This window comes from Paenibacillus sp. cl130 (assembly GCF_900116035.1).
Lineage (GTDB): Bacteria > Bacillota > Bacilli > Paenibacillales > Paenibacillaceae > Paenibacillus > Paenibacillus polymyxa_B.
This window is the reverse complement of record NZ_FOYG01000003.1, coordinates 464,299-476,457: the sequence shown is the minus strand read 5'-3', so window position 1 is coordinate 476,457 and position 12,159 is coordinate 464,299. Positions and strand designations below refer to the sequence as shown.

10 protein-coding genes and 3 pseudogenes are annotated in these 12,159 nt (G+C 39.8%); 6 read left to right on the top strand and 7 right to left on the bottom strand.

Features of this window, described 5'->3' with window-relative positions; translation table 11 throughout:
- Positions 1-163: 163 nt before the first annotated feature.
- A pseudogene (locus tag BM358_RS11220) lies at positions 164-604 on the bottom strand (LLM class flavin-dependent oxidoreductase); the annotation flags it as partial.
- Between BM358_RS11220 and BM358_RS11215 the strand changes: the two are divergent.
- The gene (locus BM358_RS11215) at positions 572-832 is read left to right on the top strand and encodes a hypothetical protein (RefSeq protein ID WP_175405223.1); all 261 of its coding nucleotides are present in this window, start codon (positions 572-574) and stop codon (positions 830-832) included. The pseudogene BM358_RS11220 and the gene BM358_RS11215 overlap by 33 nt on opposite strands.
- A 129-nt stretch (positions 833-961) precedes the next feature.
- Here BM358_RS11215 and BM358_RS11210 read toward each other — a convergent pair.
- Positions 962-1,374 (bottom strand): annotated as a pseudogene (locus BM358_RS11210) (MerR family transcriptional regulator).
- A gap of 630 nt (positions 1,375-2,004) precedes the next feature.
- Positions 2,005-3,000 carry an aldo/keto reductase gene (locus tag BM358_RS11205; protein ID WP_025723219.1) on the bottom strand — a complete coding sequence of 332 codons (996 nt, stop codon included), beginning with the start codon at positions 2,998-3,000 and terminating at the stop codon, positions 2,005-2,007.
- A gap of 232 nt (positions 3,001-3,232) precedes the next feature.
- Here BM358_RS11205 and BM358_RS11200 point away from each other — a divergent pair, with 232 nt between their 5' ends.
- On the top strand, positions 3,233-3,892 hold the full coding sequence (locus tag BM358_RS11200) for a TetR/AcrR family transcriptional regulator (RefSeq protein ID WP_025723220.1): 660 nt from the start codon (positions 3,233-3,235) through the stop codon (positions 3,890-3,892).
- A gap of 520 nt (positions 3,893-4,412) precedes the next feature.
- Here BM358_RS11200 and BM358_RS11195 read toward each other — a convergent pair.
- Together BM358_RS11195 and BM358_RS11190 are read right to left on the bottom strand one after the other, a co-directional pair.
- Positions 4,413-5,030, bottom strand: a complete 618-nt coding sequence (locus BM358_RS11195; RefSeq protein ID WP_028541605.1) for a TetR/AcrR family transcriptional regulator — start codon at positions 5,028-5,030, stop codon at positions 4,413-4,415.
- A 139-nt stretch (positions 5,031-5,169) separates the two neighbouring features.
- Complete coding sequence (locus tag BM358_RS11190) at positions 5,170-5,928, bottom strand: SDR family oxidoreductase (RefSeq protein WP_028541604.1); 759 nt, start codon at positions 5,926-5,928, stop codon at positions 5,170-5,172.
- A 343-nt stretch (positions 5,929-6,271) separates the two neighbouring features.
- On the opposite strand from BM358_RS11190, the gene BM358_RS26825 reads away from it, so the two are divergent.
- Both BM358_RS26825 and BM358_RS11180 read left to right on the top strand, forming a co-directional pair.
- Positions 6,272-6,691, top strand: coding sequence for an SDR family NAD(P)-dependent oxidoreductase (locus BM358_RS26825; protein ID WP_231517195.1), 420 nt, complete (start codon positions 6,272-6,274; stop codon positions 6,689-6,691).
- Between the two features lie 335 nt (positions 6,692-7,026).
- A pseudogene (locus tag BM358_RS11180) lies at positions 7,027-7,338 on the top strand (replication-associated recombination protein A); the annotation flags it as partial.
- A gap of 474 nt (positions 7,339-7,812) precedes the next feature.
- Here BM358_RS11180 and BM358_RS11175 read toward each other — a convergent pair.
- Positions 7,813-8,385, bottom strand: coding sequence for a DinB family protein (locus BM358_RS11175; RefSeq protein WP_028541603.1), 573 nt, complete (start codon positions 8,383-8,385; stop codon positions 7,813-7,815).
- Positions 8,386-9,517: 1,132 nt separating this feature from the next.
- Here BM358_RS11175 and BM358_RS11170 point away from each other — a divergent pair.
- Complete coding sequence (locus BM358_RS11170; RefSeq protein ID WP_175405240.1) at positions 9,518-9,958, top strand: ATP-grasp domain-containing protein; 441 nt, start codon at positions 9,518-9,520, stop codon at positions 9,956-9,958.
- A 395-nt stretch (positions 9,959-10,353) separates the two neighbouring features.
- On the opposite strand, the gene BM358_RS11165 is transcribed toward BM358_RS11170, so the two are convergent.
- Entirely contained in the window at positions 10,354-10,986 is a 633-nt protein-coding gene (locus BM358_RS11165; RefSeq protein ID WP_028541602.1) for an NAD(P)H-dependent oxidoreductase, read from the bottom strand.
- Between the two features lie 207 nt (positions 10,987-11,193).
- Between BM358_RS11165 and BM358_RS11160 the strand changes: the two genes are divergently transcribed.
- Positions 11,194-11,874, top strand: a complete 681-nt coding sequence (locus tag BM358_RS11160; protein ID WP_025723225.1) for a winged helix DNA-binding protein — start codon at positions 11,194-11,196, stop codon at positions 11,872-11,874.
- Positions 11,875-12,159 lie beyond the last annotated feature (285 nt).

Here is a 12,159-nt window from a genome sequence, read left to right as displayed (position 1 = left end):
AAAATGATTTATACATAGCTGACCCGATAATCTAAATCTCTTGTCCTTTACGGGAATAGGTACAAGTACTTTTCCTCGACTTGAGACAAGAACTTGTACCGTTAGAACAAAAAATCCGCTAAAATAGCGGCTTTTAATGTCTTGTTCTCGACAGTATCGGGTGTTAAATACCCAAATGTGCCCTCAGAGTCGAACCTGCATATTCGCTTCTGAACAAGCCTCTTTCAACCAACTGCGGCATTAGTTTTTCAAAAAATATTTTCATAGATTCTTCTGAACCGCCTGGAAGAGCTATAAATCCGTCAATAGCCCCAGCCTCAAACCGCTCAATAATATCGTTCAATACGTCCTCAACTGTTCCAACGGAAACCCAATGAGCAGATCCGACGACCTCGGGTCTTGCCAACACATCTTCCACTGTAGGCTGATGATTTATAATATACCAGCGCAAAAGCTCAGCATGTGTCCGGCTACGGACTGGGTGATTCGGATCGGGAAGCATATCGGCAGTTACGCGATGTTCCAAAGCAAAGCTGCTTAAATCAAGGCCAAGCACTGACTTGAGCAGTGCATGTCTGCGCTCCATACTCAAATGCGCATGTGCTCAGTAGCAGCTGATGACAAACATTCGCTGTTTTTGCAGGCAATGGATCGTTACAGAGGTAAGGTCAGCAACACTTTACTCGCAGAAATTAAAGCGTCCAAGACAGCAGTGGAAGCACTGTATAAAATTTTCGAAGTTATGATCAGTGAGGTAGAGGACACGCCATCAGGTTACTTAATCGTAAACTCTGCGGTGGAGCTGGGCGCACTGAAGCTTTTGGAAACATGATGCAGCTACTTCTACAAGTAATAGAATGAGCATTCCTGAAGTGCTATTCAATATGGTGAGCAGAGACTTACCAAAAAAGTAGCTTGGAATCCGTTAAAGGATTTCAAGCTACTTTTTTTGTGCGTGCCATCAATTGGTGAGGGCATTTTCTATCGATTTAATTTTGTGAATCTCTTCGGTTCCAACTTCCAAAGCAGTTTCGTAGTAAGAACATTTGTGCTCAAAGACTTCCATGGTTCTTCGTAGTTCCTCCATTTGTCCTTCCACAATAGCTTTTCGCTCCGTAAACATGTCATATCTTTGCTTCAGTGTGGAGTCCCCTTCAGAACACCATTCAACGAAGTCCTTAATGTCTTTAATAGACACTCCAGTCAGTTTCAGACATTGAATGATCTTAAGAAAGTCAATGTCGGAGTCTTTGAACAAGCGTGTTCCGCTCGTGGTACGTTCTACAAAAGGCATGAGTCCTTCCTTGTCGTAGTAACGCATGTATATACCGTAAGGTCTAATTTTTTAGCAACTTCACTGATTGAATAGGTCATGTACAATGAATTCCTTTCTACTAGGAGTATACTTCGGGTTAACTCTAGGATTGATCCGAGTGAATTCTACCATGCTATAAATGCATGTCAAAGTGCATCGAAGATAAAAAATAAGATAAACATTTGACCTAGAGTTAACTAGAGGGGGGCGCTTGAATTATCCATTCGTTCCTGGACACGAGATTGCCGGGATTGTAACGGATGTATGAACCCTTCTGGGGTGAAATGTGATAACTGCCTCAAAGGAAATATTCCTACCTACGATGGGGCAGACATTTACGGTGAGCCTACACAAGGTGGATAGTTCTACCCATATATGATCTCTACACACACTGGCCGTAAAGAGTACAATGGTTAATCAAAAACGAAGAAGCCCATAAAGCGAATGATTGCAGATGCATTCAAGGGTATTCGCGCAAAGAAACTTTTTGTCCTTTCGGCGTGATCTTAGCAGCAGTACTTTCCCACGTAGATTACTGAAAAGCATCGAAAACATACACTAGAAATTATAGGTTTATTCAACAGAGCGATATAGAGTTTTAAGTGGTCAATTAAAAAAGCAGTTGACTATGAAGAAATTCTAGTCAACTGCTTTTTTATTTTATATTTAGTATTCTATAAACAAAATTATCAATCTCTTGTGAAATTCTCCAACACTCCAGCTGGATACCGGCTACCGGCTGATCCGTGTGGAAGGATCTCTTTGATACGTTGAAGATCAGCTTCTGTAAGATTGACGTTAGCAGCAGCAACGTTTTGCTCAACTCGCTTAGCACTTCGTGTACCCGGGATCGGAACGATATCTTCTCCCTGGGCGAGAAGCCAAGCCAGTGCCAATTCGGCTACAGAAATACCTTTGTTAGAAGCCAGTTCATTAAGTTGTTCTGTTGCTCGTAGATTGTAGATATAATTTTCGCCTTGCCAGCGCTCGTCGTAACGGCGCATATCGTCTTCCGCGTACTCTTGGGCTGGTTTAACAGCACCTGTCAGGAACCCTCTGCCTAAAGGAGCGTAAGGCACTAAACCTATGCCTAATTCATTCAAAGTCTCTCGTATATTGTTTTCCTCAATCTCGCGTTCAAATATGGAGTATTCAGTTTGAAGCATAGAAACCGGAGTAACAGCGTGAGCTTGACGAATTGTTTTTGAACCGGTGTTACTTAAACCGAAATATTTAACTTTGCCTTCTTTGATAAGATCTCCAACGACCCCAGCTACTTCCTCGATAGGAACATCAGGATCAGGGATATGCTGATAGAACACATCAATGTAATCAGTCTGCAGATAGCGAAGACTGTTCTCAGCTACCTTACGAATATTTTCTGGCCGGCTGTTAAAACGTGTTCCAATCTGCTCGGCCGTCATATCAAAACCGAATTTGGTAGCTAGTACTACCTTTTCACGAAAATCCTTTACAGCTTTACCCAGCAACTGTTCATTGTGACCATTTCCATATCCATATAATTCTGCTGTATCAAAAAAGTTAACTCCAAGCTCATAAGCTCGACGAATAGTTGCTATTGCTTCATCTTCATTTGAAGGACCGTATGCCATTGTCATCCCCATAGTACCTAAACCAATAGAAGAAACTTTTAAACCTTGTTGACCAAGACTTCGAGTTTGCATTTTTGTTCCTCCTTAAATAATTTTATCACCGAAGTGTTTAAAGCCTAGATTAAAAGGTATCCAATCTTAGCTCGTTCAATATGAATTTTCATCACTGTTATTCATAAGAACAAACACATAATATCATGAAAAATGAATAAAGCAAACAAAAAGTATTTAAAGTGTCTGTGTTGTTTAGTTTGTTTAAAATGATGATTATGAGCTATAATATAATTTATAAGGGGGCATTTAGATGGAACGGCAGATTGAAAGACAACATCAGATGAGGCAAAAACTTACTAATAGATTGTCAGCGCACGTTAGAAAATATGGGTTTCAAAGTTTAAAAATGGACGAAATTTCAAGGATTATGGATGTAAGCAGGGCGACTTTATATAAATATTTCTCTACCAAAGAAGATATTATTACGTTTCTTGTGAGTGCTTCTATCGAATACATCCACGAAATTATTGAAGATTCTGACGCTGATCAAGTATTTGTTCAGCGATTTCAGCAAACATTTGAACAAACAATCATATTAAAAGAGTTCATCACAGACATTTTCCTAAGGGATCTTGAAAGTAGTTATCCTGAGACCTATGAGTCCCTAAAAGAAGCTATGAAGCAACGAGTAGATCAGGAATTGGCTTTCTATGATGAAGGGATTAAAAGTGGGGTTTTTAATAAGATTGAGGGTAGACTTATCGTTATGCAAGATGAGATTCTAAATAATGTTTTAGATGTAAAGTACCTGATGGAGAACCAATTGACCGTGTATCAAGTGCTATTTGACTATTACAATCTAAAAAAAATTCAGTTGTTTAAACCTGATAAAATGAAAATGATAGATGACAACTTGATGATTCCTAGAATTGAGTATATGGCACAAAAGATTTCAAAAAACTTATATTAAACTTAGCAATTTAGAATAATCCAAATTATTTTTAAAGTGAACACACTTTAAAGCTTAAGTTGGGCATCATATGACGGATTTTCCATGATACATTAGAAGCATAGAAAAAGGCGTGAATGAAACGCACGGCGGCACATGACCGGGGTGTTCCTCTTCTCGCCTTTTCTTCTATTACATGAATAGGTTGATTAGATCAACAATCATTGATGTGATAATATACCAATAATGAAATGAGTGTGTTATCGATACTCTTTTCATACTTTGATTATAATTGGTGTCATGAGAGTATTTTTAGGTATTAACCCCGCTAGTAAAAATATGAGATTGAAGGATTTCTCATCAGAAAAACTAAGTAACCTGTATATAAGTATAATGAGGTAAGAGGGGGAACATCGATTATAAGATGGGAAAAACCCGATTGTTCTTCATTTTTTATAAACAGAGTGCGTCTAAGACTAGAACGTAAAACAGACGAATACGAGGGACTCCCGTTATAGGAGATCACTCGTATTCGTCTGTTTTAGCGAGCATACTTATTTATTATCATATGTGCAGCCTCGTCCGCTATTTGAAAAGCCTGCTCTCGGGAGATACTGAAATCAAGCAGCAACATTTTGGGCCATAGCACCTGCCCAGCAATTATACTCATAAATTCGTTGGCCGTTTTTGCCGCATCCGGCAGGTTTATATTACCCAATTGAACTTCATCTAATAAATATTGCGTCAATTTCTGATGAACAGCACCTTCACCCAATTCATAATGAAAAAGACTGAGCTCGGGGAACTGCTTGGCCTCTGCAATGACGACCCGAAACAAAGGAGCCATTCCATCACGAGTCAGCACGCATGCGTAATCTCGTCCGAACTTAATTAATCCTTGCAAGGGAGAGCCTAGTACCGGTGGAAAGTCCCATTCGGGATCAAGTTCCCAAAAATGCTTGACGATGGTTTCGAAGATCAATTCCTTGGTCGGGAAATGATTGAACAATGTTCCTGTAGAGAGACCAGCAAGTTTTGCAATTTGAGCTAACGTGGTGCGCGCATACCCTTTTTCAAAAAACAGTTCTTCTGCAGCGGCAATAGCACATGCCCTTTTTTCTTCCTTTATACGTTCATGGTAAGTTGATTTTGTTCCCATATTTCCACTCCAAATTTGGATTTAAGTCCTATCAGAGGGATAGCACCCTTTTCTCTACTATACAACAGTTGATCGTGTTCTAAAAGAAAAAGCTGCCTAAGCACCCTCGGAGGGCTTAAGCAGCAATAGGGCTAACATATTAGAGAATCGTTTGAGCGCCATCCAGAACCAAGTCAACGCCAATGGTGAAGCGTGACTCATCCGAAGCCAGATAGACAACAGCTTTGGCAATCTCTTCGGCAGTACCCATGCGTCCAGCCGGAATCCCGTCACGAATGCGGTTAATAACCATCTCACGAATTTCGTCAGACACGCCTAGCTTGTTCTTATCGTAAAGCGGGGTATCAATCGGTCCAGGACTCACCGTATTGAAGCGAATTCCGTGAGACGATAATAAGTCGGAATTCCAGGCTTTGGTCAGGGTGGAAATGGCACCTTTAGTAGCCGCATAAGCGTTGGAATGTGCATATCCGGCATGAGAACTGCTCGATCCCATTAAAACGACAGAGGATGGGTTCGCCATCACTGGAGTTAATGCCTGCATTAAGAAAAATGGAGCTTTTACGTTGATGGCAAACAAGCGGTCAAAGGCTTCTTCATCGATTTGCTCGAATGGACGCCAGTCAGATACGCCTGCGTTTAAAAAGGCAATATCCAGTTTGCCAAAATGTTGTTCAACACGTTCAGCCAGTTGACGTTGGGCGTTGAGGTCTCGGGAATCTGCCTGAAGCACAAGGACTTGATTTCCGAGTTCCTTTTGTGTTTTTTCTACATTTGCCGGGGTTACTCCGGTGACAATCAATTCAGCGCCTTCAGCCAGAAATTGTTTGGCTGTCTCCAAGCCAATTCCGCTGGTGCCACCCGTAATAAGTGCTCGTTTACCATTAAGTCTAGTCATGTTAAAACCTCCATCGCAAGATACTTACAAGGACAAATATAAGGGGGGAATCAACCAAAGTCAAGTAACTCAGCTTTATATTTTTATTGATGTGTGATAAGATCACTACGTGGACAGGAGACAGTGAACACAAATGAGGAAGAAGTAGCCCGCTGGGGAGATTTCCGACTCGAATCGTGAACGCAAACTTCTTCAAACCTTGTTGGAAGGACAAATCCAAGATGTCGATTCAATGAAGGTCTACTGATGCGTATATAAAAAAATAGAGCAGTTACCTAAGGTAAATATGGACTGTATCAAGAAGATCAATGTCTCTATGGAAGGTGAGTATGAATTGAAAACAATGCTTATTATCGGTGCAGGACCTGGTCTAGGCTTCTCACTAGCCAAGACTTTTGGAAGAAACGGTTTTCGTATCGCACTCGTTTCAAGAACACAGGAGAAATTGGACCAATATGCAGAGCAGCTTGGTAAGATGGGCATTGAAGCTCAGGGTTTTGCTGCCGATATCACTAACAAAATGCAACTTATCAGGGCTTTTCAAGAAATTAAGAATACGTTCGGTACAATCGATGTAATGGAGTTTAATCCGCATAGTGGAAATGTTACTACGACATCTGTTCTGGAAACGACAGATGAGAGCGCACTTCAATTTTTCAACAATGTTGTCATTGGAGCTATAAATACAGCCAGACAAGTCATTCCAGAAAGACAGAACGGGGTGAAGGGGCGCTTCTTTTTACAAGCGATCTTTCCGCAATGAGTCCAAGCCCGATGTTTGGAAATTCAGGTATCGCCATGTCAGGACTCCGGAACTATAACACGAGCGTTTGCTTCCTCTTGGAGTATTTGTGGGCCATTTATCCATTAGTCCTTTAATCAAGCAGGGCACAAGTTTTGATCCTGATCAAGTGTCAGATGCTTGGTACAGTCTTTATGATAAAAGAACAGAGGCAGAGGAAACTTTTCCTAAAGGAATCATGCAATTAATCAAAAAATAAATAAAATGATAGGACTAATGTAGTGACTGCCATTAAATTTGCTATGCGGCTTATTTTATCGGTACCCGAGTGAAGGACTAGAACTTGTATCGGTTGCCGAAATAGACAAGAACATAGTCCGATCATTTCTGTATTGCATAATTCCATGCGAAATAGTGATGTGAATGCATCTATTTATTGGTTGTCAAGAATGTTGGAATCAGGTGAAGATCCTTTATTTATCGCTCGTAGGCTCGTTAGGTTTGCAAGTGAGGACGTAGGTCTGGCAGACAATAGGGCGTTGGAAATCACTGTTTCGGTGTTTCAAGCATGTCAATTTATAGGGATGTCAGAGTGTGATGTTCATTTAACACAAGCCGTTATTTACCTGACCCTGGCTCCCAAATCGAATTCTGCTTACTTGGCTTATTAATACTACATAATCTGGATTAAGTATTTATGTTTCTGTAGAAGAATAGAAGGCGAAATGATTTTAATTTAAGTGAATAGAGTATTTTAAACTGAGACTACTATCTAATACTAGATAGTGGTCTTTTTGCTGTGTATAATTAAGATGAAGATATCGCGAAAATCCGTATTCATTATCATGCATAAAGATGCAAAGTGAGTTTTTGCTTTTTCTCACTAAATATGAAAATGTGTATTGATGCCATAAGCTTTTTTGATGACTTTTTCTCACTAATTATGACAACGCACAATTGTTGTGTGGTGTCATAATTAGTGAGAAAATTTACAGATTGAACGAGAATAATAATCATATTTGATGTCCGAAGAAAATAAAGTTTTAGACTGATCCGACAAATGCAACAGCGGCAGATAAGGACGCGAAAATAAATTCCTAGACTGGCCGCTGTTGTGGTCAACATTCAGCTATCGTGTCCTGTTAGCCTAATAACTCTGCAGTTTGTAAGAAAGCGTCCAGCCGCTCCTTTTGAAGAAGATGATGACGGTAATGCATCTCCACCATCGTGAACCATTCGACCGCGTTTAACGCGCCGAAGGCTACGGCCGGATGAGTCGCCTTTCGCTGCAGCCGCTCTGGGTCTATGTTCTGCAGCGACGCCCCAATCTCATGCATGCGGCGCCTTGCTTCCTCCAGCTTGGCGACAAGCTGCTCCTTGCTTTCTGGCTGTGGAGGCGTATATTGCAAGTCGGCCGGTACCTGAATGCGAACCGATGGGAAGCTCCCTTGCTCAAACACGGCATGGCCGGCCTCCGTCTTCCCGCCGCCCTCCTCGTTGCCGCCACCGAGCGCCATGCACTCCTCCGCAAGACGGAGCTGCAAGTTCAGCGTGGAATGGGGCAGATGCAGGTACATTTGACCAAGCGACCATTCGTTCTCGCTTGGCTTGCGACACAGTTCCGCCAGACTATACTTGTCCAGCTCCCGAACATAATGCTTCGAAATCTCGTCGAACCTTACCAAAATATCCTTAATCCCTATGTTCTTATTCAGAAGATCATCTCCTCGAATACTGAATTACTCTCATCATATGAGAGGGCTCAAGAAAAAGCATATTCGTAGTTTATATCTTTAATACTTTATTTACCAGTCTAAGACTATATTTTCTAATTACACCGACCGCTGTCGCTAGCGCGCTGATCGCAAAGCTGACTTCATTCCGGAAGATTCGGGAGCGCAAATGCAGCTGTGCATGCGGGCCACGCGTCGCCAGTCTATAACTTTGTTATCTCAGTCTAGTTCTTTATTGTTTAGTCTAAAACATTATTATTCACTAACAATTGACAATGAAGAAGTAGTACAACTTCTTATTGATTGTATAAATACGCATTTTTAGAGTTGCGTATATTCTCATAAATTTGAAAAATTAGGGTGGACCGAATAACTTCGAGTCACTGAGTTCTCACTAATTATGAAAATGATCGTTGAATTATCATATATTCAGCTTGTTGTTTTCTCATTAATTATGACACCACACAATTGTTGTGTGGTGTCATTGTCTACAGACAATAAAGTTGTGTACTAATCGAGAAATAGGCAATAAAGTTGTGTACTAAATATTAAGGAAACATAATAAAAGAATCACTTTTAGTAAAATCAAAAGCCTGATGAACAAGTGTCATCAGGCTTTGTTAAAATCAGGACGGTTGCTTTGGTTTAAATAGAGAGCGATATTAAGGTAAAGAAATATTAGAAAAGTTAAAGACAGGAGAACAATTTATAAGGATTTAAAGTACATATTTTTAGAATTTAATAAAAAATATAAATCACAAATATTGGATTTTGGTACACAACTTTATTGCATATCGCACAGGTGAAAATATTTGTAGTTGACTCGCTAGAACACAACCTTATTGTTCGAAGAAAGTTGTGTACAGACAATAAAGTTGTGTTCTAACTTTTAGCAACTTGTGAGTGACTGGAAGCTTGCTAAAACAACCTGTGAAGACGAGTAAGGACGAAGATTGATCAAGGTCAGCAGATTGCAAAGCCTTTTTGGGGTAGCTAAACCAGACCCTTTATCGAAACTTAAAACCAAATAGCGACTTTTCTCTGGAATCCACTGGAGAGAAGTCGCCGTATTTGTTATGGAATGTTTCTTGGTTTTAAAAATGAGATTAATCTATTGTTCTTTATTTATGAATCTTCCTTTCAACCGCTACCGCACTACAACTCAAGGGAAGATATTGTGAGCTGTCTGGAGGAATGGCAGACACCTGTAATTTTGAAACCAGTCTCCGGACAGGGAAGCCTTAATATTTCAATAATCCGCTCTTTCGAACAGATTGAAGACGCGTTGCGTCATAGCATTCAGCAGGATGAATATATATTGGATGGTACGCTGGTGATTGAGGAGTATATAGACGACGGGGAAGAATACAGCGTTGAGGTGCTGACGACTAATGGAAGGCACGAAGTGCTTGCAATCACAACCAAAGAGGTGGTAATGCCTTATTTCATTGAGGCTGGTCACCTGTTACCCGCACCTTTAATAATGATTCTCATTATCAATATATATAGTGTAGCAATTACTACAAAAAATGCAATCGCGAATGCTAGTATTTAGGATTATCAAATCCAGGCTTGCTGTGTGATTATTTATGATGATCTAATTTATGCGTATATGCAGAGGGAGACAAATGCCACGTCATCATTAATAAACTCAGTCGGACTATTTGATTTAATAAGGAGAGAATCGGCAGGCGCCGATTCTTTTAATGGAAAGCATTTTTTTCCCTTTGAGGGATATAGGCCATGCGGCAGGCAATGTCCCAAATGCTCTTTTGACAACCCAAAATCCAAGACTGGCAGGAGGATTAACACATGCCAAACATGCTTAGAAAGTTCTCTTTAGGCCGAGTCGTGGGAACTCCTGAAAGCTTGCAAGCCGTTTCGGAAGATGAAACTTACCAAAAATATTAGTGATAAATGTAGCGATTCACCCTATTTATTGTGCAATAGTCAATAAGTAGTATTCCAACGTTTTGCGAAAAGTTTTTCCGTTTCCATTAGATACAATTGGCGCTGTTCAAGAGTTCGCTTCTCCATACCTGAGTAATTATACCATTTAAGTGAGTTTATACCCATTTTTCGAAAAGTTCCACGAAACATCATTTTGGTGATTGGATTTCCAAATAGCCATCGATAAATATATGTTGGAGTTGCCATAACAGTTAGTAAAGAAGCACCCTTCAAACGAGGAAGCAGACACTTAAATAAACGCCCTGGTTTAGGCTCGCTGTACACGATTCCTTTTGCGAATACCTTATCCAAGAAACCTTTCATCATTGCTGGCATTCCTTCCCACCAGATAGGAAAGATAAAAATAAGGTGATCTGCTTCGAGTAGTCGCTGTTGATAATCTGCAATTAGAGGATCAATTACTTCCTTTGTTCGCCAAGACGCGAGGTCAGAAGCAGACATAACAGGATTGAAGCCGTCTTTATGCAAATCAATCAAATCGATTCGGTGACCACTTGAACGCAAACCTCTTATGGTAGCTGCCAACAAGGCGGCTGAATAACTTCTATTGTGAAGAATATTTTCTGAAGCACCACTTCCATAAGGATGATCAAATATAATAAGAATATTCATATAAAATTCCTTTCTTGTACTTTGTTTTCTTGGAAACAAAATTGTTTTTTATGGATACAATAATATATTTTTGTTTCTCTGTTGTCAATAATGTTTCCTTGTATTTTATTTTTTATAATCACTTGGTATACTAGAAATATAAAATCTGAGAATATTTCTTTATTCTCTAATATAAAATCTTAAAAGTAAGAGAGTGAGATTGTAAAAATGAATGATAATGTTGAACAAACGCTTTTAATAACAGATATAATAGGTCACATTGCTGCTGTACAGAAGCGATTTCAGTCAGAAGGCGAAGATGAAGAAAGAAGATGGATGATTAAAAATGCTACTGAATCGGTCGTTATCGAATTTTTAAAGGAAGCATCTGTTCAGATGCTCCATGTCTTGGATGCTATAGGAGAATTAGAGCCAGTCAATGGCATTACAATTTCTAGGCATTTTGGTATTCCTAGAGGTAGCGTATCCAAAATAACTCAGCGGCTGGTGAAACTAGGAGTTATACATGCTGAATCATTATCTTCCAATAAAAAAGAAGTATTATTTCGTTTAACTCCATCTGGTGAGCAAGCTTTCAAATTGCACCAGCAACTTCATGAACATATGGATGATAATTTTAGGATTTTTCTAAGTCGTTATAACCTCGATCAGATACGCTTTCTTTCAGAATTAATGAGAGAAGTATTGGAAACTTCATGGGTTGGATCAGAAATGGTTCCTGTTGAAGCAGAGGATGAACACGAAGATTACAAGTTATCTACTAACAAGATTAGCTCACCTATAGATTTACAACAAAAAAATGAAATCTTAAGTATGTTGCAGAATTTTGATTCGAAGAAGTTGAGCAGAGTAAAAGAATTGATACGTATTGCCTTTCTTGAGGATTGACTAATACCTTGTCTCTATCAAATTTAGGGTTTATGGAGAAACTCTTATAAAAAATGCATGAAGGCACTAAAAATTCTTAGGTCTCCTAAGAATTCTGTACTCTCGACCATAAGTTATTTGGTGATAGCTGGGCTACAGCCCGCTCCCTTCAAATAGCAATTAAATGGAAGCGGGATTGCAACAGCAATAGGAATAGGATATTACACTCTATCCCGTCGCTCAGGCCAGCTGCAGCGATGGCTTCCCTAATGAGAACCTTACGGTCATGGAACCCACAATTATAGT